Here is a 21,386-nt window from a genome sequence, read left to right as displayed (position 1 = left end):
GTAGGCGACACTTTCGATCCTGGAAACAAGAGTCAAAGTCCCCCTCAGTCAGCTTCGCTGACAGCTCCCCCAGGAGGGGAGCATCTATTCAGATCGGCGCTTCGACCCGCGCCACCGGCCCGAACACCTCGATAAAGGCCTCCATCAGCGCCGCGTCGGCCTCGTCCATCGTGACGGGGAGGCCCAGGTCCACCAGACTGGTCACCCCGTGCTCGGTCTGGCCGCAGGGCACGATGCCGGAGAAGTGCGAGAGGTCGGGCTCCACGTTCAGCGAAACCCCGTGGAAGGACACCCAGCGGCGCAGTTTCACCCCGATGGCGGCGATCTTGTCCTCCCGAATCGGGGCGCCGGAGACCTTGCGTTCCACCCAGACGCCGACCCGGCCGTCGCGAATCTCGCCGGCCACGTTGAACCGGGCCAGGGCCGCGATGATCCAGGCCTCCAGGGCAGCGACGAAAGCGCGCACATCCCGGCGCCGGGCGGTGAGGTCCAGCATCACATAGGCCACCCGCTGGCCGGGGCCGTGATAGGTGAACTGCCCGCCGCGGGCGGTGGGGAAGACCGGGAATCGGTCCGGCTCCAACAGGTCGGCCGACTTGGCGGAAACCCCGGCCGTATAGAGGGGCGGATGCTCCAGCAGCCACACCAGCTCGCCGGCCGAGCCGTCGGCGATGGCCGCCGCGCGGGCCTCCATCGCGGCCACGGCGGCCTCGTAATCCACATAGCCCGGCGACACCGCCCAGCCGGCCGGCGCGCCGTCGGCCCTTGAGAAATAAGGGGGCGCGGCTTCAGCATTTAACGACCGGTCAAGCATGTCAGCGCCAATGTGGGCCCAAGGATCGAGGGGCGCAAAGCCCCCTTTGATTTCTTAGAGTTTTTTGATGGGTGGGGTTTTGGGTCAGGTTAACGCCGTCAATGTCGAGATCTCGGTGGTGTTGGGTCGTTCCACCCTGCCCATGCAGCAGCTGCTGCGGATGGGCCGGGGTGCGGTGATCCCGCTGGACGCCGGTGTCAACGAAGAGGTTTGGATCCTGGCCAACAACCACCCCGTGGCGCGCGGAGAGATTCAGATCAACGAGGATCGCATCTCCATCGCCGTCACCCGCGCGGCCGATGTTTACGACTATATGGCCGGCAGCTAGCCACAACGCTTCACAAACGCTCGGGGGTTTGCTACCTGCCGCGCCTCACCACGAGCGGTCGTGGCGGAATTGGTAGACGCGCAGCGTTGAGGTCGCTGTGGGGCAACCCGTGGAAGTTCGAGTCTTCTCGACCGCACCAGTGAATCAGGGTCTTTCGCAGCTGCAGAGCTAGAGCATCGTCATACGTTAGGAGGGGAGGTCCGCATGAGCCGCGACACCGAACATCCGAGCGAAGACGACGTTCTGGCCCTGAAGGCCTCCCGGGAGAGCCTGACGTCCGCCGAGGTCGAGGACCTTGAGGATCTCGCCCTTGGCGAGGACTACGCCCTAAACCCCGACTTCGTGGCCATGGTCGTCGATGCGATCGACCGTGGCGACGCCGAGCGCCTGCGCGAGCTGCTGGCGGCCCTGCACCCGGCCGACGTGGCCGACCTGATGGGCTTCCTGTCCTCCGACTACCGCGCCGAGGTGGTGGCCCACCTCGATCCCGAGGCGCTCGCCGAGATCCTCTCCGAACTGGACACCGAGATCCGCGAGGACGTGCTGGAGCACGTCCCGTCGGCGACCCTGGCCAAGGCGCTGGGGGAGATGGACTCCGACGACGCGGTGGACGTCGTCGACGACCTGGAGGACGACAAGCGCGCCCAGGTGCTGGCGGCCATGCCGGAGATGGAACGCACCGCCATCGAGACCAGCCTGGCCTATGAGGACGAGACCGCCGGGCGCCTGATGCAGCGCGAGGTGGTCTGGGCGCCCCAGTTCTGGACCGTCGGCCAGACCATCGAGCACTTCCTGAAGGAAGGCGACGACCTGCCGGAGCTGTTCTTCGACGTCTATGTCGTCGACCCCTCCCACAAGCCGGTGGGCGCCGTCCCGGTCAGCCACCTGCTGCGGGCCCGCCGTGATGCGCCGCTGGCGCAGATCATGGAGCCCATCACCGAGATCCCGGTCCAGATGGACCAGGAGGAGGTGGCCTACATCTTCGACAAGTACCACCTGATCTCGGCGCCGGTCGTCGAGCCGGGGGGGCGCCTGGTGGGTCAGATCACCGTCGACGACATCGTCGGCGTCATCCAGGACGAGAGCGAAGAGGACATCCTGGCCCTGGCCGGGGTCTCCGACGCCGGCCGCGACGCCGGCGTGCTGGGCATCGTCCGCTCGCGCCTGCCCTGGCTGATCCTCAACCTGCTGACCGAGACGGTGGCCGTCAGCGTCATCGGGGCGTTCCAAAACGAGATCGCCAAGCTGGTCACCCTGGCGGTGCTGATGCCCATCGTCGCCTCCCTGGGGGGCAACGCCGGGACCCAGACCCTGGCCGTCGCCGTGCGCGCCCTGGCCAACCGCGAACTCAACGCCTCCAACGCCATGCGCATCTTCCTGCGGGAGGCCAGCGTGGGGGTGATCAACGGCGGAGCCCTGGCCGGGGTGATGTCGGTGGCCGTCTTCCTGTGGTTCCACGACCTGCGGCTCTCCATCACCGTGGCTCTGGCCCTGATCGTGAATGTATCCATCGCCGCGGTGGCCGGCATCCTCGCGCCGCTCACCCTCGACCGCCTGGGCCGCGATCCGGCCGTTTCGTCGTCGGTCTTCGTCACATTCGTGACCGACTTCATGGGCTTCCTGTCGTTCCTGGGCCTGGCCGCTGTGATCCTGCTGTAACCGGCGCCTATCTTGCCGGTTGAGAGCCAAGCGCTCACGCGCCTGTCTCAATGTGGGTCAGATGGCCATGAAACCGCGTCACCAAGTCTCCCGGACTGCGATCGACCTGATCAAGCGGTTCGAAGGATACCGCCGGAAGTCCGCGCAGCTGGCCGATGGCCGCTGGACGATCGGCTATGGCCACACGCTCACCGCCCGGCAAGGCGCCGAAGTCTCGGAACAGGACGCCGAGGCCCTGCTGCTCTACGACCTGATCGCCGTCGCCCATTCGGTCAACGAGTGGACCTACACGCCGCTCACCCAGAACCAGTTCGACGCCCTGTGCGCCTTCGCCTTCAACATCGGCGTCGACAACTTCCGCCGCTCCTCGGTCCTGCGCCGGGTCAATGAGGGCCAGCTGCTTCAGGCCGCCTGCGCCATGGAGCTGTGGCGCAAGGCCGACTTCGAGGGCGAACGCATCGTCATCGACGCCCTGGTCCGCCGCCGCTCGGCCGAGAAGACCCTGTTCCTGACCCCCACCCACGGCTGGGTGCCCGCGCCGTCCCCGATCCTGCGTCCCAATGTGGACATGGACGCCGCTGGGGTCGTGCCGCGTCAGACCCCCACCGCCCTCAAGGCGCCGATGGAAGGTCCCCTGGCGATCGTCGAGCGCGAGGCCGCCCCGGCCGCCGCGCCGCAACCGGCTCCCGCGCCGGAGCCGGTCGCCCAGGCCGCGCCGGCGCCGGCCGCCCCGTTCGTGCCCGCGCCGCCCGAGGAGGACCTGCCCAGCCCCACCCAGGCGGCGGCGGCCAGCGTCACCTCGCGGCTCTCCACCATCTTCCGCGACACCACCGCCGAGCAGTCCGCGCCGGAGCCCGCCCCCGCGCCGGAGCCCACCCCCGCGCCGGCGGCCCCGCCCGTCGAGGCCCTGGCGCAACCCGCGCCCCAGCCCGCGCCGCCTCCGCCGCCCGCCGCGCCCATCGCCCTGGCCGGGGGCGACCGCGCCTTCGTCCTGACGCCGCCGGAGGAGGTCTACGAGACCCCCGCGCCCGCCGCGCGGATGGAGCTGCCGGTGGCGGCCAACGAATCGCATCCGACCCTGTTCGACCGCCAGACCTCGGCGGCCAACGACCAGCTGGGCCTGCCCTCGCCGCCGCGCGCCGAGGAGCGGCCGCGGATCCTGATCGACGACACCCTGGAATACGACCCCGCCTTCGACATGCTGGAGCCGGAGCAGCCCAAGCTCAGCCTGCCCCTGCTGGTGGGCCTGACCGTGGTGGGCCTGGCCTTCTTCGCCGGCGGCCTGTTCTGGGCGGCCAGCGTTAGCCCCGACAGCGACGGCGGCCTGTTCAACCCGCTCACCGTGGGCTGGATGGCGGCCCTGGCCGGCATCGGCTTCTTCGGGGTCGCGGTCTATCTGATGCTCGACCGGCTCGGCCGCGGCGATATCGACGACGAGGGCGAACTCGACGCCGAGTGACACTTCCCGGGGGGGATTGAGTGGGAAAAGGGCCTGGCGCGTATCGCCGGGCCCTTTTTCTGTCCGAACCGCGGCTCGCGGCGCATTTCGGCCCGTGCTAACACCGCGCCATGATCCCGAACCATGGACCTTCGCTGGATTTCGGCCTGGGCGAGACCGCCGACGCCATCCGCGACACCACCCAGCGCTTCGCCGCTGACCGCATCGCCCCGCTCGCCGCGGAGATCGACGCCACCAACACCTTCCCGCGCGCCCTGTGGCCGCAGATGGGGGCGCTCGGCCTGCACGGCCTGACGGTGGAGGAGGAGTACGGCGGCCTCGGCCTGGGCTACCTCGAACACGTCGTGGCCATGGAGGAGGTGAGCCGGGCCTCGGCCTCGGTGGGCCTGTCCTACGGGGCCCACTCCAACCTCTGCGTGAACCAGATCCGCCGTTGGGGCTCCGACGAGCAGAAGCGACGCTACCTGCCGGCCCTGATCTCCGGCGAGCATGTCGGATCACTGGCCATGAGCGAGAGCGGCTCCGGCTCCGACGTGGTCTCCATGAGCCTGAAGGCCGAGCATCGCGGCGACCGCTACGTTCTGAACGGAACCAAGTTCTGGATCACCAACGCGCCGCACGCCGACGTCCTGGTGGTCTACGCCAAGACCGCGCCGGGCGAGAGCAGCAAGGGCATCACCGCCTTCCTGATCGAGAAGGATTTCAAGGGATTCTCGGTCGGCCAGAAGCTGGACAAGATGGGCATGCGCGGCTCCGACACCGGCGAGCTGGTGTTCGAGGACTGCGAGGTCCCCGAAGAGAACGTCATGGGGCCCGTGAACGGCGGCGTCGGGGTGCTGATGAGCGGCCTCGACTATGAGCGCACGGTGCTCTCGGGCGGGCCGCTGGGCATCATGCAGGCGTGCCTGGACGTGGTCCTGCCCTATGTCCGGGAGCGCAAGCAGTTCGGCAAGCCCATCGGCTCCTTCCAGCTCATGCAGGGCAAGGTGGCCGACATGTACGTCGCCCTGAACTCGGCCCGGGCCTATGTCTACGCCGTGGCGCGGGCCTGCGACGCCGGCCAGACCACCCGTTTCGACGCCGCCGGCGCCATCCTGATGGCCTCGGAGAACGCGGTGAAGGTCAGTCTGGAGGCCATCCAGGCCCTGGGCGGGGCGGGCTACACCCGCGACTATCCCGCCGAGCGCCTGCTGCGGGACGCCAAGCTCTACGACATCGGGGCCGGCACCAATGAGATCCGCCGCTATCTGATCGGGCGGGAGCTGATCGGGGCCTGACCAAGGCGCTGCGCGTCAACGGTTTCTACACCTCCGATTCACTTTAGATGATGCGAACCACGCGGGGGCGGAGGTGAGATCGATGCGCAGAGTCGTTGTTCCGATGCTGCTCCTGTCCCTGGCCGGCTGCGCCAGCCTGCAGCAGCCCAGCTGCGCGGCCGGCGAAGAGCCCATGCGCACCGCCCAGCTCTTCTTCGGCCAGAACATCGGCGACAAGCCCGGCGTCTCCGACGCCGAGTTCCGCAAGTTCGTCGATGAGGTGCTGACCCCACGCTTCCCCGAGGGCCTGACCGTCCTGGACGGCGGCGGCCAGTGGACGGGACCGGAGAACAAGCTGATCCGCGAGGCGGCCAAGGTGGTGGTCCTGGTGATCCCGCGGAAGGACCTCCACACCCAGCACAAGCTTGGCGAGGTGCGCCAGGCCTATGTCCAGCGCTTCCACCAGGACAGCGTGATGATGGTCAGCCAGCGGGCCTGCGTGTCCTTCTAAGTCCGGAACCCGACGCGCGGCCTGGGGGTTTGGTCTCCGCAATCAGGAGAAAAACCATGCGCAAGATCCTCATGCTCGCCCCCGCCGCCCTCATCGCCATGACCCTCGCGGCCTGCGGCACCACCGTCACCGAACGCGCCGCGACCGGCGCCCTTGGCGGGGCCGCGGTCGGGGCGGCGGTGAGCGGCGACGCCAAGGGCGCGCTGGCCGGCGCGGCCATCGGCGGCGTCGCCGGCGCGGCCACCACGCCCCGCAACTAAGACGACCTAGTCCAGCCCGGCGGCCATCGCTCCCAGAGCCTTGGCCGTCGCGGCGTCGGCCGGGAAGAAGGTTTCCAGGGTTAGTTCCGACAGGGTCACGTCCACCGGGGTGCCGAACACCGTGGTGGTCGACAGGAAGGACAAGATCCCCGTCTCCGTCCGCAGCTGGAACGGGATGGCGACCCCCGCGAATTCGTCGGACGGTTTACGGGACGGCTGGTCCCCCGGGATCGGATAGGCCCTGACCTCGGTCAGCAGGGCGGCGAGGCCCGGGTCGGCCGTCAGCTCCACCTCTCGCCGCAACCTCTCCAGGATATGGGCGCGCCATTCGTGCAGATTGGCGGTGCGCCGCGCCAGTCCGCGAGGATGCAGGCTCAGCCGGATGACATTCAGCGGCGGCGTCAGCAGCTCGGCGTCGATCCCCGCCAGCAGCGGCGCCACCATCCGGTTGGCGCTCACGAGGTTCCAGCCCCGGTCCACCGCCAGGGCCGGGAAGGGCTCATGCCCCGTCAGGATCAGGTCCACGGCGCGGCGCGCGGCGGCCAGGGCCGGATCGTCCAGCGACCTCTGCGGAAACACCGGGGCGAAACCCCCCGCCACCAGGATCACATTGCGCTCCCGCAAGGGGATTTCGAGCTGGTCGGCCAGGCGCAGCAGCATGTCGCGGCTGGGCTGGGCCCGGCCGGTCTCCACGAAGCTCAGATGGCGGGTGGAGATCTCGGCCTCCAGGGCGAGGTCGAGCTGGCTCATCCGGCGGCGCTGGCGCCAGTCGCGAAGGTGGTCGCCCACCGCGGTTGCTGTTCCCATCATGCCGCGAGGATAGCCGCGTCCCCGCGGCGGCTCCATGACCTGGCAGGTAATCGCCCGGCCTCGCCGCGCCGGCCAGTCTCTCCCCACGCCGCGACGGTTCGCGGCGGCAGAAGGAGACCTCCCATGCTGGAAGACCTGATCGACCGCTATATCGCCGCCTGGAATGAAGCCGACCCGGCCGCGCGGCGCGCCCTGGTGGCCCGGACCTGGACCGACGGCGCCTGCTACCTCGACCCGATGATGGCCGGGGAGGGGCACGACGGCATCGACGCCATGATCGGCGCCGCCCAGGGCCAGTTCCCCGGCCTGACCTTCACCCGCCGCGGCGCCCTGGACGCCTTCGGCGACCATGTCCGGTTCAGCTGGGACCTCGGCCCGCCCGGCGCCGCGCCGGTGGCCGGCGGCACTGACTTCGCGGTGGTGAAGGGCGGACGCCTCGCCGCCGTCACCGGTTTCCTGGACTTCGCGCCCGGCTAGCGGTCGCCAGACATGCGAAAGGCCGCCGGGGGGCCCGGCGGCCTTTCCACTGTCAGATCCCGGGGCGGCTCAAGCGAGCCTCTCCAAGCGCCCCGTGACCTGCAGCGTCCGCTCTAAGGGAAGCCTCAGCGGGGGCGCGAGACGGAACCCTGAGCAGATGCGTTGGCCCCGACCGAGGCGTTCGCCCCGTGGCGCGAGGCGTTGACCGAGCCGTCCGCGCTGGCGTCGCCGGAGGCCGAGGCCCCGGCCGCCGAGGCGTCCAGGGCGCTGTCGATCGAGTTGGCCGCGCGGGCCGAGCTGTTCCTGGTCGCGCGGGCCGCGGCGCGGGCGTCGGCCTTGGCCTGGCGCGCGGCTTGGCGGGCGGTCTGGCGGCCGTAGCTGGACGCGCTGGCGGCCGTCTCGCGACCATAGCCGGCGACGCTGGCGGCCGTGTCGCGGCCATAGCCGGCGTTGTCGCGGGCGATCGATCCGACGCCGCCGATGGCGCTGGAGCCGCTCAGGCCGCCCGAGCCCATGACGCCGCCGCCGAGGCCGCCGCCGGCGCCGCCGACCATGCCACCGACACTGCCGCCGCCGCCCACGGCGCCGCCGAGGATCTGGGCTTGGGCGCCGGCGCCGAAGGCCAGCAGGGTGGAGGCGGCCGCGGCCGCGATAATCGTGGTCTTACGCATGTGTTCTTCTCCCAATTTTGCGAGGCGCGGGGGCGTCTCTGGGAGGTCAAACGCTCGAGGGTGAGATTTTCATCCCGGGTTTCTTCAACTTTTTCCGTTCACTCGCCCGCGAGCAGGCGGCCGCCGGCCCCGACGGCGGACGGCGCGGTGCGCAGGTCGAAGGCCACCAGGCCCTTGCCGTAGACCGGGTCGGGGCCGCGCGCGCCCAGGTCGCTGGCCTGGCGCGACAGGCCCTCCAGCGCCCGCGCCGCGCCGGCCCGGTCGGGCTGGGGCAGGGCCAGGGCCAGGCGTCCGGCCACCAGCGGCGCGGCGAAGGAGGTGCCGCGCAGGGCCACATAGCCCCCCTGGGGCGCCGCTCCGGCCATGTCGGCCCCGGGGGCGGCGAAGTCCACATGGCCGCCGCGCCCGGCCTCGGGCAGCACCCGGCGGCGCGCGTCGACCCCGGTGACCGAGATCACCCCGGGATAGGCGGCGGGATAGAGCGGCGGGGCGGCCGGGCCGTCATTGCCCACCGCGGCCACCACCAGGTGCCCCCGGGCCACGAGGGCGGCGATGGCGGCCTGCAGGGTCAGGTTGGGCGGCCCCACCAGGCTGATATTGATCACCGGCACGCGGTTCTGGGCCATCCAGGCCAGGGCCTGGGCGATGATCGCCGCCGAGCCCCCGGTGGGGGTCGACCCATAGACGTCGGCCACCAGCAGCCGCGCCCCCGGCGCCGCGCCCCGGAAGGCGCCGGCGCGTCCCGCCATCAGCGAGGCCACGGCCGTCCCGTGGGCGCTGACCCTCAGGCCGCCGGGGGCGAAGCCCCGCTGCTCCACCGGGCCGAGGCTGGGATGGGCGGCCACGCCGCCGTCCACCAGGCCGATGCGCGGGCCCGACCCGCCGCCGCTCGCCGCGGGTCCCCGGGCGGCGGCCGTCACCCGGCCCGCCCCGAGATAGATGTGGTTGAAATCGTACAGCCCCTCGGGGTCGAGGGCCCGGAGCCGCGCCACCGCCTCCCGGGCCGACAGGCCGGGGGGCGGGGTCAGGGTGATCGTCGAGAGGCCCAGGCTCTCCAGCCGCGCCTCCGCCCCGACCTCGAACCCGGCCCGCCGGGCGATGGCCAGGGAGGCCGGCGAGGGGGAAAGGACCAGAACCTGCCCGCGCACCACCGCCTGGCCATGGTCGTCCACGTCGATCACGTCGGCGTGGTCGCGGATCAGGGCCTGGACCTGGGCGCCGCGCGCGGTCGAAAGGGCGTCCCGCGCCGTCGATCGGGCGTCCCGCGCGGTCGCGGTCGCGCGCCGGCTCACGTCTCGCGTCAGGTCGCGGGCCACATCGGCGGCCTGGGGGGGCAGGCGGGGCGGCCGGGGCAGGTCCGGGACGCCGGGAAGGTCGCCCGGACGCTGGACGGGAAGGCCCCCGAGGCCTCCGAGGGGCGAACCGCCGACCGGCGGGCCGCCGCCCCTCAGGCCGCCCAGTCCGCCCAGGCCCTGGCTCTGGGCCGGCAGGGCGGAAAACGCCATGGCGGCCACGCCGAGGGCGCGGATGACCCATAGCTGCGCCGGTCCGGCCATGAATTCCTGCTCCTGACGGACACCTAAGCGCGGCAATGGCGTTTTGTTCCTTGTCACGAGGGATGAAACGAACGGCCCGGGTCGTTTCATCCCCAGACAGAGGCGAGGTCTTGGACGTCTTCGAAACTGAGATCGTCGAACTGCTTCCCCGCCTGCGCCGCCTGGCGCGGGCGATCACCCGGGACGTGGCCGACGCCGACGACCTGACCCAGCTGACCGTGGAACGCGCGCTGGTGCGCGCCGACCAGTGGCGGCCCGGGACGCGCCTCGACAGCTGGATGTATCGGATCATGAAGAACGCCTGGATCGATGAAGCCCGCGCCCGGACCCGCCAGCGCAAGGTGTTCGCGCCCGAGGACGATGGCCTGAGGGTGGGGGTCGACGGCGCGGCGGCCATGGAGGCCCACCTGGAGGCCGCCTCGGTGGAGCAGGCGATGGCCCGGCTGCCCGACGATCAGCGACTGGCCGTGGCGCTGGTGCTGGTGGAGGGTCTATCCTACCGCGAGGCGGCCGCGGTGCTGGAGGTTCCCGAGGGGACCCTCACCAGCCGCCTGGTCCGGGGCCGCAACGCCCTGCTGGCCGATCTGAGGGGTGCGGCATGAAGATCGATGATCGAAAACTGATCGCCTATGTGGACGGCGAGCTCGACGCCGCCGGCCGCGCCGAGGTGGAGGCGGCCGTCGCCGCCGATCCTGTCCTCGGGGTGCGCCTGGACGAACACCGCCTGTTGCGCGGCAAGGTGGCCGGCGCCTATGCCCGGGTGGCCGACGAAAGCGTGCCCGCCCGCCTGATGGCCGCGGCCCAGGCCGGGGCCAGGGCCAACGCCGACAATGTGGTGAAGCTGGCCGACCGCCGAAAGCCGCCGCCGCCGCCCAGGGTCTCGCGGCCGGTGGCCTGGCCCGCCTGGGGCTCCATGGCCGCGACCCTGATGGTGGGGGTCGTGGCGGGTTACGTCCTGTCGCAGCAGACCCCGGCCGCCATGGCGCCGGGCTTCGACGGGGCGCTGGTGGCCCGCGGGGGCCTGGCCAAGGCCCTGGACAACAACCTCTCGGCCACCTCCGGGCCCGTGCGCCTGGGGCTCAGCTTCAAGACCGCCGACGCCCGCTACTGCCGGACCTTCCAGGTGGACGCCCAGCGCACCGCCGGGATCGCCTGCCGCGAGGGCGCGCGCTGGGTGGCGCGCATGACGACGGAGGCCCCGCGTCCGACCCAGGGCTTCGACTATCGTACGGCGGCCACGGCGACCTCGCCGGCCGTGCTGGCCGCGGTGGACGCCATGATCGAGGGCGAACCTCTCGACCGTAAGGGTGAGATCGCCGCCAAGGCGCGGCGCTGGCGGGATTAGGCGCGGAGGTCGAACATCGTCCCGCGCGCCATGTCCTGGGCGCGCTGCTGGGTGACCTGCTGGTCGACCTCTCGATGCCGGTGTTCAGCCGAGGCGCGGGCCTGGGCCTCGCGCAGGTGGCTGTTGTCGGCCACCTGGGGCGGCGCGGGGCCGTCCTGCTGGGCCTTGGGAGGCTCGACGCGGGCGATGAGCCGGCCGCGAGGTTCCTGGGGTCTGGCGGCATAATCGACCGCCGAGGTGGTGGCGCTGATCTGTTCCATGCCCTCACCCTGACAGACCAGCATCAACCTTTCGTTCAGACTTGCGGTTAATACGCGCAAAGGCTGTTCGCCCGGTCCTGCGCGCGAAGGTCGAGTCGCGGCGACGTCGCCCCCCGGACATGCGAACGGCCGGCCCGTTGTCGGGACCGGCCGTTCCATTGTCGGACCGCTCAGCGGTCCCGCAAACCTGAAGCGCTTACGCGCAGACCTCGTAAGCGGAGGCCCAGATCACGGTTTCCACCTGCGGATGAAGACAATGAGACACTGGGTCACCTCCTTTCAGTTGTTGAACAAGACCTCGAATATGGGACCGATTTGATCGATCCGCAAACGGCGCGGTTGTCGCATGCCGATATCGTGTAGCGGCGCCTGGCGCGCAGGCCTTCCCGGCGCATCCACGCTGTCATCCCGGCCGCCGCGAAGTCCTCCGGTCCGACCGCTTGGTCGGCCCAAGGATAAGCTCCGCGCCGGGACCCGGAGTCCTCTCGCCGGCTGGGGGCTGGCCCTCCGTTCGTGTGGTTCGTGGTTCAGAATCTTCCGGCCGCGACGCCGCGAGACCGAACAAGATCGTCCACGAACCACACGAACCTCACGAACAGGTTCGCCGAAAACCTGGGACAGAACCGCCGACCGCCATTGGATGGCGGCGCCCTAGCGTCGTCCCGTCGAGATCTCGTGCAGGCTGGGGCGGCGGCGCAGGTCGGTGACGGGGACCGACAGCTTGTCCAGGGCCTCGATCATCGCCTTGTAGCCCCCCGCGACGGCGGGCTCGAAGGCCGCCCAGTCGCGAATCTCCACGCCCGCCACCTCCGGCGTCACCAGGACGTCGGTGGCGTCGCGGGCGGCCGCCAGGTCGCGGCCGGTGGAGACGGTGGCCGCCCGCATCAGCAGGGAGACGATGGGCGGACCCTTGCGCCATTCGCCCGACAGGATCCAGCGCCAGACCGAGGAGGGCCGGGCGACGTCGGCGGCGGTGATGGAGCGGCCGCGGGAGACGTCGATGCCGATGATCGGCCCCAGTTCGTTGATCCGCATGACGTCGGCGGGGAAGTTCTTCATCACCGCCCCGTCCACCAGGACGTCGTTGTTGTCGGTGGCCGGGGGCAGGATGCCGGGCAGGGAGATGGTCGCCCGCAGGGCGCGGCGCAGCAGGCCGCGCCGGTGCAGCTGGTAGGTGCCGGTGGTGAGGTTGGAGGACAGGCAGAAGAACGGCAGCCACATGTCGGCGATGTGCACCTCGCCGAAGTGCTCGGCCAGGCGCTCGCGGACCTTCTCCCCCCGGGTCATGGCCAGCAGGGGGATGGCGATGTCGTCCAGGGGGCTGGTGTTGACGAAGGCCGCGCGGATGCGGCGCTCCATCTCCTCATTGTCCCAGCCCAGCCCGACCCCGGCCGCGACGATGGCGCCCATGGAGACCCCGCCCACGAAGTCGATGGGCACCTTGCGCTCCCGCAGGGCCTTCACCGCCCCGATGTGGGCGTAGGCCCGCGCGCCGCCGCCCGACAGCACCAGGCCCACGGCCTGGCCGGTCAGCACCCGGGCGATGCGGGCGACGTCGCCGCCGTGCTCGCGCCGCATGTGGAACAGCCGCGCCGGCCGGGCCAGGTCCATCCAGGCCTCCGACCCGACCGGGGCCTCGGCGTTGCGCTTCTGGATGAGGATCAGGTCCACCAGGTTCTGGGTCTGCAGCGGCTCGGCGCCGTGGGCGAACTCGGCCGGCGGAGGCAGGTCGCCACGGCCCACCCGGAACAGCCGGTCCACCTGCCGCCCCACCACCTGGCGCCAGCCGTGGTCGTCGGCCTCGGCGCAGTAGAGGACGAAATCGTAGTCCCGCTCGACCTCGGAGAACCATTCGGTCGGGGCGTGCTGGGCCTCGCCCCCCACCACGGTGACCGAATAGCCCAGCTTGCCGATCTCGCGGGCGATGCGGTCGACCTGGGGCCGCAGCACCACCGGTTCGCCCAGGGTGACGAAGCCGAACACCGAGGGGACCCCGGCCGAGGTCTTGGCGGCCGCCTGGCGGCTGCGCAGGATCATCAGACGGGCCAGCTCGACCATGACGGCCGAGTCCTCCTCGCAGGCGTCGAAGAAGGCCTCGCGGGGCAGGGCGAAGATTTCCGAATCGCGCAGGGCCACCACGTGGCCCGAGTGCGGGGCGCCGGAGATCAGGCTCATCTCGCCGGCCGGCTCGCCCGGGCGGATCACCCCCAGGAAGTGCGGCTCGTGGCCCTCCTCGCGGCGGAAGGCGCCCAGGCGTCCGGCTCGGACGAAATAGAGGTGGTCGGCGGGCTCGCCGGCGTCGAACAGGGTCGCGCCGCCGGGCAGGGAGAACCAGGTGGCCTCGCCCTGGGCGCGCTCGTCCTCGAACAGTCGCGCCAGCGCGGAGTCGGTCGATATGCCGGGGAGGTTCGCCACGGAACGGGAGCCTAGAGTGTGTTTCGCACAAGTGTGAACCGGTTTTGCGTCGCGCGCGCCTCAGGAGCGTCAGGGGGCGTCGCATATGGAATTGGCTCAGCCGCGTCGCGGAGCGTGACGTGGATCCTCCCCCAGGCGCGTAGCGCCGATGTGGGGGAGGTGGCGCGGACCGCAGGTCTGTGCCGGAGGGGGATCAACGTAGTTGACCCTTACCGCCCGCAAACAGGAGTCAAAGTCCCCCTCAGGCGCTTCGCGCCAGCTCCCCCAGAGGGGGAGCATCTGCGGGCCTGCGCCTATGCGACACACCTGCGCCACAGGCCCGGTTTGACATGGCGCATGTTTCGCCGCGGCGATCTCGGCCAGGATCGCGGCATGACTCAAAGCTCTCATTTCCGGCAGCTCCTCGACGCCGCCGCCGCCCAGACTGAACCCCAGCGCCTGCTGTTCGTGTTCGCCGCCGCCGAACTGCCCGACGGCGCCAGCGAGGCGCAGCGCGAGCGCTTCCTGGCCGGGGAGGGCGGCGCGCTGGCCCCCCTGATGTGCGTCGACAAGGCGCCGGGCGAGCTGGCCGATTTCGAGGCCCTGCTGGCCGAATCGCGGCGCGCCGGCCCGCCCTGGCAGGTGGCCTTCGCCGCCAGCCTGTCCGGCGCAGGCGGCTCGCCCCCCACCACGGCCCAGATCGAGGTGGCCCTGCAATCCATGGTCGACGCCGTGCGCGTCGGCGGCGTCGGCCGTTTCGCCGCCTATGACCCGGACGGCGAGCCCATCCTCTTCCAGTAGTCCGCGAGGGGCGCGGCCCTAGCCTGCGTCGTCCGGCCCGGCTATGCCTTGCCCATGCCCACACTGAAGTCCGCCATCGACACCAACGGCGAGGCCTTCCAGGCCAACGAGATGCTCAACCGCGCGCTGGCGGCGCAGCTGCGCGAGCGGGTGGCCCAGGCGGCCCTCGGCGGTCCCGAAGAGTCCCGCAAGCGCCACGCCGGCCGCGGCAAGCTCCTGCCCCGCGAGCGGGTCATGCGCCTGCTGGACGCCGGATCTCCCTTCCTGGAGGTGGGCGCGCTGACCGCCCACGGCCTCTATGACGGCGAGGCGCCCGGCGCCGGCGTCATCACCGGGATCGGCCGGGTCTCCGGGCGCGAGGTGATGATCGTGGCCAACGACGCCACGGTGAAGGGCGGGGCCTATTTCCCGCTTACCGTGAAGAAGCACCTGCGCGCCCAGGAAGTGGCGATGCAGAACCGGCTGCCCTGCATCTATCTGGTGGATTCCGGCGGCGCGAACCTGCCCCACCAGGCCGAAGTCTTCCCCGACCGCGACCATTTCGGCCGCATCTTCTTCAACCAGGCGCGGATGAGCGCCGACGGCATCGCCCAGATCGCCTGCGTCATGGGCTCCTGCACCGCCGGCGGGGCCTATGTCCCGGCCATGAGCGATGAGACCGTCATCGTGCGCGGGACCGGCGAGGAGAGCCAGGGGACCATCTTCCTGGGGGGCCCGCCCCTTGTGAAGGCCGCCACCGGCGAGGTGATCAGCGCCACGGAGCTCGGCGGGGCCGACACCCACGGTCGCCGCTCCGGGGTGGTGGACCATGTGGCCGCCGACGACGAGCACGCCCTGCAGATCGTCCGCTCCATCGTCGCCAACCTCAACACGAAGAAGCCCGAGCAACTCGTGCTGGCCGAACCGCGCGAGCCGCTGTTCGATCCGCAGGAGCTCTACGGGATCGTCCCCACCGACGTCCGCGCGCCCTATGACGTGCGCGAGGTGATCGCCCGCATCGTCGACGGCTCGGAGTTCGACGAGTTCAAGTCCCTCTACGGCACGACCCTGGTCACCGGCTTCGCCCGCATCTGGGGCCAGCCGGTCGCCATCCTGGCCAACAACGGCGTGCTGTTCTCCGAGAGCGCGCTGAAGGGCGCCCACTTCATCGAGCTGGCCTGCAAGCGGGGCATCCCGCTGGTCTTCCTGCAGAACATCTCGGGCTTCATGGTGGGCGGCAAGTACGAGGCCGGCGGCATCGCCAAGGACGGCGCCAAGCTGGTGACGGCGGTGGCCTCGGCCGAGGTGCCCAAGTTCACGGTCCTGATCGGCGGCTCCTTCGGGGCCGGCAACTACGGCATGTGCGGCCGGGCCTATTCCCCCCGCTTCCTTTGGACCTGGCCCAACAGCCGCATCAGCGTCATGGGCGGCGAGCAGGCGGCCAGCGTGCTGGCCACCATCCGCCGCGACGGCGTCGAGGCCCGGGGCGGGGCGTGGCCGGCGGCCGAGGAGGAGGCCTTCAAGGCGCCGATCCGCGACCGCTACGAGACCGAGGGCGACCCATATTTCGCCACTGCCCGCCTGTGGGACGACGGGATAATCGATCCGGCCCAGACCCGCGACGTCCTGGGCCTTTCGATCTCGGCGGCGCTCAACGCGCCGATCCCGGAAACGAGGTTCGGCATCTTCCGCATGTAGGGGTCTTCAGGGGGGACGGGCTTGAACGCACTCTGGAACGTCGGGACGCTGGACCGCGTCATCCTCCTGTTCCCGATGACCGTCTTCGCCGTGATCCTGGCGGGGGTTCTCTATCGCATCGGCCGCAAGCGCCGGGTGCGGACCACCGAGTTCTGGGAGCCCATCGTGGCGGCCCTGACCGTGGTCCTGGTCTTCGTCGGGATCTATGCCGGCTACGCCTCCTTCCGCAACCAGACCCGGCTGGCGGCGGAGACGGCGCTGAACGAGGGCGCGGACAACCTGTTCGCGGTGGAGATCGAGCACCCGGAGATCCGCTGCCTCTATTCGAACTTCGGCCATGACGACCCGCAGGCCTGCGTCGCCCGCCTGGCCGCCGACCGCGATCGCTGGAGCCTGGCCATCTTCTATGTGGAGGAGAGCTGGTTCACCCTGGAGAAGGCCGCCGAGGACCGCGCCAACTGGGGCTCGCAATACGCCAGCGACATCGCCTACTGGGCCGACGACGTCTCCGACGATCCGTCGGGCCTGTTCTCCTACTACCTGGTGAACCAGCACAGCCTGGCCGGGGCCAAGGCGCGGATGAAACGGGCCGGGGTCTGCATCCCCGATCTCTGCGCCGGCTATTCGAGGGTCCGCGGCGCCCTGCTCAAGGCCAAGGCGGCCCCGGCCGGCCCCGATCTCTGCGCGACGCCCGCGGCCAGGGCGCAGGCCCGCAGCGTCTGTCCCGGCTAACCGCCGATCAGGGCCCGGAATTACGGTGGCGCTGTGTGAAATCACAGGATCCCCGGATCGCGGCTGATCCCGGCGATGAGAAGACAGGCCTGGTTCCGACAGCATCACCGCAATGGGAACTCGATCAGGCCACGAACGCCACCACGCGAGCCGGCGCCGCGCTGCATCGGTTGAGCTTCATCGGGAAGAAGCCGACCTTGAAGCCGCTGGCTGGCAGCGCCTGAAGATTGTCCAGCTGCTGGACGATGAACACCTCCCGTTCGCGCCCGGCGAAGTGGCCGTCCCAGATCTGTGCTGCGTCGCCGGTCTCGCGGAACATCCGGCGCATGACGCCGAACGGCCGATCCCAACCGACCGCGTCGGTGCCCAGCACCTTGGCGCCCAGCCCCGCCAGGAAGAGGGTGCCCTCCCGACTCATGCCCGGATACGAATACCAGGCCAGCTGCGACAGATCGTAGGCTTCCTGTCCGGTGCGGATCAGCAGGGCGCAGCCGGGCGTGACCTCGCCACCATTGGCCTCCAGCGCGGCCTGCAGGGCGGAGACCTCGATCGCTTCATCGGGCCTCGCCCAGGGCCGGACATCCAGCACCAAGCCGTCGCAATAGAGTTCGGTCAGGGCGATGTCGCCAATGGTGCGGGCCGGACGGCCCTCGCACAACGAGCCATAGTGCAGCGGCGCATCGACGTGGGTGCCCAGATGCGAATTGATGCGGATCCGTTCCTCACCCCAGCCTTCGCCGTCCGGCAGATGGTGGCGCTCGCAGCCGAAGAGGCCGCACATCACCTCGGCGCCCTTGCCGGCCGGGGTCACGTACTCCACCTCCGGCACGAGCACCGAGGCTGAGGCCTTGACGCGTTCCGGCAGGCGGTCGAGATCGGCCGAGTCGAGCATCCGGGTGAGATCGATCAGTTGCATGGGTGTCTCGCCTAGAGCGCAAGCCGACGAAGTGGCCGCCGGTCCGCCGGGAAATTGCGCGATAAAACAAAGATTTAGAGCCTGAAGACGATCTTTCCGGTGGTCTCGCCGGCCTCGAACGCACGCTGCACGGCGACGAGATCCTCGATCGGATGGATTTCCGGAACGATGAGCTCCTCGCTCGCGAGCCAGTCGGCGATGAAGGTCGTGGCGGCGGCGGCGTCCTGCGTCCCCTGCCAGGCGATGGACGAGAAGGGCATGACGGTGATGCCGTCATAGCCGAACTGCGCGGTGTCCAGCCGACCGCGACCGGCCGAGTAGCCGTAGATGACCCAGCGCCCGCGTTTGCGTATCACCTGCCAGTCGGTGGACAGGGTGTCACCGGAGACCCCGTTGAACGCCACATCGACCCCACCTTCCTGACGGCCGCCGGTCTGGAAGCCGGAGGCCTTGGGCCCCCAGATCTTCAGCACCTCGGCCACGTAGTCCTGGGTCTTGCGATTGATGACGTGGTCGGCGCCTTCGCCGCGCAGCAGCTGAAGCTTGTCCTCGGTGCTGGCGATGGCGACGACCTCGACCGAGCGGAACTTTCGCTTGAGGATCTGCAGCGCCAGCAGGCCGACCCCGCCAGCGGCGGCATGCAGCAGCACCCGCTCGCCCTCGCGCACCCTCGCCCACGTATAGACCATGTAATAGGCGGTCCGCAGGTTCACCGGATATGCCAGCACCTGCTCCAGACCGACATGGTCGGGCACGGCGGTGAGCAGGGCGGGGTGGGCCGCCACATACTTCGCCCAGGCGCCGCCGCCCGAGACCATCACCCGCTGGCCGATCCGCCAGTCCCGGACCTCGGGGCCGACCTCGACGATCACGCCACTGGCCTCCTGGCCGGCGACGAATGGCGTGGGGCGGGCCCGGCTGGGCAGGCCGTTGCGGGACATGACATCGCCCCAGCGCAGACCGCCGAACTCGGCTTCCACCATCACCTCGTTCGGCCGCAGGCTCGGCTTTTCCGCGTCGCCGACACCCAGGTTCTCGACCGCGCCATAGTCGTTGATGAAAGCCGCCTTCACTGCCGTCCCCCCTGGTTGACGCGGCAGGTCTAGGCGGGGGGTATCCGCCTTGCTACTGAAATGGCGTCATGAGTGATATCGACATTTCTAAGATCAGGCAGATCGACGGCGCGCTGTTGCTGGTCTTCCAATCGCTGGTTCGCCACCGACGGACAACGATCGCGGCGGAACGCCTGAACGTCAGCCAGTCCACCATCAGCCATGCCCTCGCCCGGCTGCGTCTGCTGTTCGACGATCCGCTGTTCCTGCGTCGGCCGCATGGGTTGCAGCCGACCATCAGGGCCGTGGAGCTTGCCCCGCAGATCGACGCCTTGATCGACGCCGTCGGCGCGGCGCTGGGCGGGAAGGTCGGGTTCGACCCGGCTGTCGCGACCCGCAGCTTCCGCCTGGCGACCTCCGACTTCCTGGCCACCCTGCTCGCGCCGGGCCTGCTTTCGGAGTTCCAACGCCAAGCCCCCAATAGCCGGTTCGCCATAGGGCTGGCGCTGGGCGAGGCCGCTCTTCGGCAGGTACGGCACAACGAGGTCGATCTCGCGCTCGGGCAATTCCTCACGACCCCCGATGGGCTCGACGCCGTCCCCCTGTTCACCGACGACTATTGCCTGGTGTTGCGGCGCGGCCATCCATCGATCGTGGCCGGGCGGATCGATCGAGAGGTGTTCGCGACCCTGGACCACGTGGCGGTCTCTGTGGCCGGAGACTATCGGACCCCCACGGAGCGGGACTTTGCCGACCGCGGCCTCAGCCGCAGGATCATTGCGGCCGCGCCGCGGTTTCCGACGGCGTTCGCCATGGTCGCCACCTCGCTGGCGACCTGCATCGCCCCGCGCCGCCTTGCGACAGCCCAGGCGGGCGCGTTTGGCCTTGAGGTCTGCGACCTGCCGGTCGGTCTTCCGTCGATTCGGATCGTGGCCGTCCGGCGCGGCATTCCCGACGCTGGCGTCGACTGGCTTCTGGGCGCGCTTCTTGCCGCGCTTCAGACGCCGCAACGGTCGTGATGCGAGCTCGCGCCGAAGCCGACGAAGCGGCCGTCGGCTCGGCGCAGAGACGCGCGGAGAACTCGGAGATCCAGGCGCCCGGCCGATTCAATCGGAACAGATCACGCGCTAACCGCCGACGAGCGCCCGGCCGAGCTGGCCCACCAGCAGGCCCAGGCCGACGCAGCTCGACATCACGCCCAGGGTCAGGGCCAGCCTGGCCTTGGCCCGGCGGGCGGCGAGGGTCCGGCCGCGTCGCGGCGCCTCCCGCCGGGACTTGGCGGCGCTCAGAAGCTGGGTCAGGCTCGCCTCTTGGGTCCGGCGCATCGTTCTTCCTTCCCGCGGCGTCCGGGGCCGGGCGCCGCGTGGTCGTTTCCTGACAGCTGTCTCGACCAGGCGCGCGCCGCGATCAAGCCGGTTGGGGCCCGAACTGGGGTGATTTGCGGGGATGACCGCGAATTCAGCGCCGCGGGACGTCGGGAAGGACAGGACCTATGTCAAAGACCGGGCGTTGGGATTATGTCCCGATGCGACATCCCCAAACGAGGCTTCCATGACCAATCCCATCGCCGATCCCCTGGTTGAAGTGGCCGACAGCGATATCGACGAGACCCTCGTGCATATCGAAGCCACGGTGGAGGGGGTGGCCACGGTCACCATCAACCGTCCGGCGCGTCGGAACGCCTTCGACGCCCGGTTGATCGGCGCCCTGCGCGAGGCCTTCGAGACCCTGCAGGGGGCGGAAGGCGTGCGCGTCGTCTTCCTGCGCGGCGCGGGCGGCATGTTCAGCGCCGGAGCCGACCTGGACTGGATGCGCGAGGCCGCCGACCGCTCCGAGAGCGACAACCGCGACGACGCCTACCAGATGGCGGTCATGCTCAAGAGCCTGTGGGACATCCCGGCCCTGACCGTGGCCCTGGTGGAGGGCGGCGCATTCGGGGGCGGGGCGGGCCTGGCCGCCGTCTGCGACCTGGCCGTCGCCACCGCCACCGCCAAGTTCAGCTTCTCCGAGGTCCGGCTGGGCCTCATCGCGGCCACCATCAGCCCCTATGTGGTGGGCGCCGTCGGCCCCCGCACGGCTCGCGCCCTGTTCGCCACCGGTTCGGTGTTCGACGCCGCCTATGCCGAGAAGGTCGGACTGATCACCGAGGTGGTGGCCGACACCGCCGCCCTGGAGGCCGCCCGCGACCGCATCGCCGCTGAGATGATGACCTGCGCCCCCGGCGCCGTGGCCGACTCCAAGAAGCTGGTGGAGGACGTGGCCTACCGTCCCATCGAGAGCGTCATGGACGAGACCGCCAAGCGCATCGCCCGCACTCGCGTCAGCCCCGAGGGCCAGGAGGGCGTCCGCGCCTTCCTCGACAAGCGCAAGCCGTCCTGGGTGGTCTGAGCCGGGATCTCGCACGGCGT

Annotated in this window: 23 protein-coding genes and 1 tRNA gene; 15 read left to right on the top strand and 9 right to left on the bottom strand. The window is 70.5% G+C overall.

The features are described 5' to 3' along the window. Positions 1 to 88: 88 nt before the first annotated feature. Positions 89 to 814: a lipoyl(octanoyl) transferase LipB gene (lipB, locus tag ACO06I_RS06220; protein ID WP_421931717.1), complete on the bottom strand. Its 726-nt coding sequence runs from the start codon at positions 812 to 814 to the stop codon at positions 89 to 91. A gap of 67 nt (positions 815 to 881) precedes the next feature. Between lipB and ACO06I_RS06215 the strand changes: the two genes are divergently transcribed. From ACO06I_RS06215 to ACO06I_RS06185, 7 genes are all read left to right on the top strand, one after another. Next, positions 882 to 1,142 (top strand): FliM/FliN family flagellar motor switch protein, encoded by a 261-nt coding sequence (locus ACO06I_RS06215; RefSeq protein ID WP_421931716.1) that lies wholly within the window; start codon positions 882 to 884, stop codon positions 1,140 to 1,142. A gap of 54 nt (positions 1,143 to 1,196) precedes the next feature. After that, a tRNA-Leu gene (locus ACO06I_RS06210) sits at positions 1,197 to 1,281 on the top strand. A gap of 65 nt (positions 1,282 to 1,346) precedes the next feature. After that, positions 1,347 to 2,801, top strand: coding sequence for a magnesium transporter (mgtE, locus tag ACO06I_RS06205; RefSeq protein ID WP_421931715.1), 1,455 nt, complete (start codon positions 1,347 to 1,349; stop codon positions 2,799 to 2,801). A 67-nt stretch (positions 2,802 to 2,868) separates the two neighbouring features. Beyond that, positions 2,869 to 4,260, top strand: a complete 1,392-nt coding sequence (locus ACO06I_RS06200; RefSeq protein ID WP_421931714.1) for a lysozyme — start codon at positions 2,869 to 2,871, stop codon at positions 4,258 to 4,260. Between the two features lie 110 nt (positions 4,261 to 4,370). Continuing rightward, entirely contained in the window at positions 4,371 to 5,537 is a 1,167-nt protein-coding gene (locus ACO06I_RS06195; RefSeq protein WP_421931713.1) for an isovaleryl-CoA dehydrogenase, read from the top strand. A gap of 82 nt (positions 5,538 to 5,619) precedes the next feature. Further along, complete coding sequence (locus ACO06I_RS06190; RefSeq protein WP_421931712.1) at positions 5,620 to 6,027, top strand: DUF3574 domain-containing protein; 408 nt, start codon at positions 5,620 to 5,622, stop codon at positions 6,025 to 6,027. Between the two features lie 56 nt (positions 6,028 to 6,083). After that, positions 6,084 to 6,287 (top strand): hypothetical protein, encoded by a 204-nt coding sequence (locus ACO06I_RS06185; RefSeq protein ID WP_421931711.1) that lies wholly within the window; start codon positions 6,084 to 6,086, stop codon positions 6,285 to 6,287. Between the two features lie 6 nt (positions 6,288 to 6,293). On the opposite strand, the gene ACO06I_RS06180 is transcribed toward ACO06I_RS06185, so the two are convergent. Further along, a complete protein-coding gene (locus ACO06I_RS06180; RefSeq protein ID WP_421931710.1) occupies positions 6,294 to 7,097 on the bottom strand; it encodes a helix-turn-helix domain-containing protein in 804 nt (267 codons plus the stop codon). 123 nt (positions 7,098 to 7,220) lie between these two features. Between ACO06I_RS06180 and ACO06I_RS06175 the strand changes: the two genes are divergently transcribed. Then, entirely contained in the window at positions 7,221 to 7,574 is a 354-nt protein-coding gene (locus tag ACO06I_RS06175; protein WP_421931709.1) for a nuclear transport factor 2 family protein, read from the top strand. Between the two features lie 125 nt (positions 7,575 to 7,699). On the opposite strand, the gene ACO06I_RS06170 is transcribed toward ACO06I_RS06175, so the two are convergent. Together ACO06I_RS06170 and ACO06I_RS06165 are read right to left on the bottom strand one after the other, a co-directional pair. Beyond that, on the bottom strand, positions 7,700 to 8,245 hold the full coding sequence (locus ACO06I_RS06170; protein WP_421931708.1) for a hypothetical protein: 546 nt from the start codon (positions 8,243 to 8,245) through the stop codon (positions 7,700 to 7,702). A 98-nt stretch (positions 8,246 to 8,343) separates the two neighbouring features. Beyond that, the gene (locus ACO06I_RS06165; RefSeq protein ID WP_421931707.1) at positions 8,344 to 9,801 is read right to left on the bottom strand and encodes a S8 family serine peptidase; all 1,458 of its coding nucleotides are present in this window, start codon (positions 9,799 to 9,801) and stop codon (positions 8,344 to 8,346) included. A 110-nt stretch (positions 9,802 to 9,911) separates the two neighbouring features. Between ACO06I_RS06165 and ACO06I_RS06160 the strand changes: the two genes are divergently transcribed. Together ACO06I_RS06160 and ACO06I_RS06155 are read left to right on the top strand one after the other, a co-directional pair. Next, the gene (locus ACO06I_RS06160) at positions 9,912 to 10,403 is read left to right on the top strand and encodes an RNA polymerase sigma factor (RefSeq protein WP_421931706.1); all 492 of its coding nucleotides are present in this window, start codon (positions 9,912 to 9,914) and stop codon (positions 10,401 to 10,403) included. Next, entirely contained in the window at positions 10,400 to 11,146 is a 747-nt protein-coding gene (locus ACO06I_RS06155; RefSeq protein ID WP_421931705.1) for an anti-sigma factor, read from the top strand. Before ACO06I_RS06160 ends, ACO06I_RS06155 begins: the two co-directional genes overlap by 4 nt. Here the strand turns inward: ACO06I_RS06155 and ACO06I_RS06150 are convergent. Next, positions 11,143 to 11,406, bottom strand: a complete 264-nt coding sequence (locus ACO06I_RS06150) for a hypothetical protein (RefSeq protein ID WP_421931704.1) — start codon at positions 11,404 to 11,406, stop codon at positions 11,143 to 11,145. The genes ACO06I_RS06155 and ACO06I_RS06150 overlap by 4 nt on opposite strands. A gap of 651 nt (positions 11,407 to 12,057) precedes the next feature. Beyond that, on the bottom strand, positions 12,058 to 13,821 hold the full coding sequence (locus ACO06I_RS06145) for a patatin-like phospholipase family protein (protein ID WP_421931703.1): 1,764 nt from the start codon (positions 13,819 to 13,821) through the stop codon (positions 12,058 to 12,060). Positions 13,822 to 14,193: 372 nt separating this feature from the next. On the opposite strand from ACO06I_RS06145, the gene ACO06I_RS06140 reads away from it, so the two are divergent. From ACO06I_RS06140 to ACO06I_RS06130, 3 genes are read left to right on the top strand one after another with little or no spacing between them, the layout of a single operon-like run. Further along, complete coding sequence (locus tag ACO06I_RS06140; RefSeq protein WP_421931702.1) at positions 14,194 to 14,601, top strand: ribonucleotide reductase subunit alpha; 408 nt, start codon at positions 14,194 to 14,196, stop codon at positions 14,599 to 14,601. A 54-nt stretch (positions 14,602 to 14,655) separates the two neighbouring features. After that, entirely contained in the window at positions 14,656 to 16,278 is a 1,623-nt protein-coding gene (locus ACO06I_RS06135; protein WP_421933602.1) for a carboxyl transferase domain-containing protein, read from the top strand. Positions 16,279 to 16,299: 21 nt separating this feature from the next. Continuing rightward, positions 16,300 to 17,010 (top strand): hypothetical protein, encoded by a 711-nt coding sequence (locus ACO06I_RS06130; protein WP_421931701.1) that lies wholly within the window; start codon positions 16,300 to 16,302, stop codon positions 17,008 to 17,010. A gap of 124 nt (positions 17,011 to 17,134) precedes the next feature. Here the strand turns inward: ACO06I_RS06130 and ACO06I_RS06125 are convergent, their stop codons facing one another. Continuing rightward, positions 17,135 to 17,926, bottom strand: a complete 792-nt coding sequence (locus ACO06I_RS06125; protein ID WP_421931700.1) for a cyclase family protein — start codon at positions 17,924 to 17,926, stop codon at positions 17,135 to 17,137. Positions 17,927 to 18,000: 74 nt separating this feature from the next. Further along, complete coding sequence (locus ACO06I_RS06120; protein ID WP_421931699.1) at positions 18,001 to 18,999, bottom strand: quinone oxidoreductase family protein; 999 nt, start codon at positions 18,997 to 18,999, stop codon at positions 18,001 to 18,003. 68 nt (positions 19,000 to 19,067) lie between these two features. On the opposite strand from ACO06I_RS06120, the gene ACO06I_RS06115 reads away from it, so the two are divergent. After that, the gene (locus tag ACO06I_RS06115) at positions 19,068 to 19,997 is read left to right on the top strand and encodes a LysR substrate-binding domain-containing protein (RefSeq protein WP_421931698.1); all 930 of its coding nucleotides are present in this window, start codon (positions 19,068 to 19,070) and stop codon (positions 19,995 to 19,997) included. Between the two features lie 108 nt (positions 19,998 to 20,105). On the opposite strand, the gene ACO06I_RS06110 is transcribed toward ACO06I_RS06115, so the two are convergent. Further along, a complete protein-coding gene (locus ACO06I_RS06110) occupies positions 20,106 to 20,303 on the bottom strand; it encodes a hypothetical protein (protein WP_421931697.1) in 198 nt (65 codons plus the stop codon). A 226-nt stretch (positions 20,304 to 20,529) separates the two neighbouring features. Between ACO06I_RS06110 and ACO06I_RS06105 the strand changes: the two genes are divergently transcribed. Further along, positions 20,530 to 21,366: an enoyl-CoA hydratase-related protein gene (locus ACO06I_RS06105; RefSeq protein WP_421931696.1), complete on the top strand. Its 837-nt coding sequence runs from the start codon at positions 20,530 to 20,532 to the stop codon at positions 21,364 to 21,366. Positions 21,367 to 21,386: the final 20 nt, after the last annotated feature.

Source organism: Phenylobacterium sp., assembly GCF_965229015.1.
In the GTDB taxonomy this organism is placed as follows: Bacteria; Pseudomonadota; Alphaproteobacteria; order Caulobacterales; family Caulobacteraceae; genus Phenylobacterium.
This window is presented reverse-complemented; position numbering and strand designations above follow the sequence as displayed.

Coding starts and splice junctions, on each gene's coding strand:
- ACO06I_RS06140 (WP_421931702.1), top strand. CDS start 14,194: ATGACTCAAAGCTCTCATTTCCGGCAGCTCCTCGACGCCGCCGCCGCC.
- ACO06I_RS06155 (WP_421931705.1), top strand. CDS start 10,400: ATGAAGATCGATGATCGAAAACTGATCGCCTATGTGGACGGCGAGCTC.
- ACO06I_RS06190 (WP_421931712.1), top strand. CDS start 5,620: ATGCGCAGAGTCGTTGTTCCGATGCTGCTCCTGTCCCTGGCCGGCTGC.
- ACO06I_RS06180 (WP_421931710.1), bottom strand. CDS start 7,097: ATGATGGGAACAGCAACCGCGGTGGGCGACCACCTTCGCGACTGGCGC.
- mgtE (WP_421931715.1), top strand. CDS start 1,347: ATGAGCCGCGACACCGAACATCCGAGCGAAGACGACGTTCTGGCCCTG.
- ACO06I_RS06170 (WP_421931708.1), bottom strand. CDS start 8,245: ATGCGTAAGACCACGATTATCGCGGCCGCGGCCGCCTCCACCCTGCTG.
- ACO06I_RS06175 (WP_421931709.1), top strand. CDS start 7,221: ATGCTGGAAGACCTGATCGACCGCTATATCGCCGCCTGGAATGAAGCC.
- ACO06I_RS06115 (WP_421931698.1), top strand. CDS start 19,068: ATGAGTGATATCGACATTTCTAAGATCAGGCAGATCGACGGCGCGCTG.
- ACO06I_RS06150 (WP_421931704.1), bottom strand. CDS start 11,406: ATGGAACAGATCAGCGCCACCACCTCGGCGGTCGATTATGCCGCCAGA.
- ACO06I_RS06110 (WP_421931697.1), bottom strand. CDS start 20,303: ATGCGCCGGACCCAAGAGGCGAGCCTGACCCAGCTTCTGAGCGCCGCC.
- ACO06I_RS06105 (WP_421931696.1), top strand. CDS start 20,530: ATGACCAATCCCATCGCCGATCCCCTGGTTGAAGTGGCCGACAGCGAT.
- ACO06I_RS06200 (WP_421931714.1), top strand. CDS start 2,869: ATGAAACCGCGTCACCAAGTCTCCCGGACTGCGATCGACCTGATCAAG.
- ACO06I_RS06135 (WP_421933602.1), top strand. CDS start 14,656: ATGCCCACACTGAAGTCCGCCATCGACACCAACGGCGAGGCCTTCCAG.
- ACO06I_RS06125 (WP_421931700.1), bottom strand. CDS start 17,926: ATGCAACTGATCGATCTCACCCGGATGCTCGACTCGGCCGATCTCGAC.
- ACO06I_RS06185 (WP_421931711.1), top strand. CDS start 6,084: ATGCGCAAGATCCTCATGCTCGCCCCCGCCGCCCTCATCGCCATGACC.
- ACO06I_RS06195 (WP_421931713.1), top strand. CDS start 4,371: ATGATCCCGAACCATGGACCTTCGCTGGATTTCGGCCTGGGCGAGACC.
- lipB (WP_421931717.1), bottom strand. CDS start 814: ATGCTTGACCGGTCGTTAAATGCTGAAGCCGCGCCCCCTTATTTCTCA.
- ACO06I_RS06165 (WP_421931707.1), bottom strand. CDS start 9,801: ATGGCCGGACCGGCGCAGCTATGGGTCATCCGCGCCCTCGGCGTGGCC.
- ACO06I_RS06215 (WP_421931716.1), top strand. CDS start 882: ATGGGTGGGGTTTTGGGTCAGGTTAACGCCGTCAATGTCGAGATCTCG.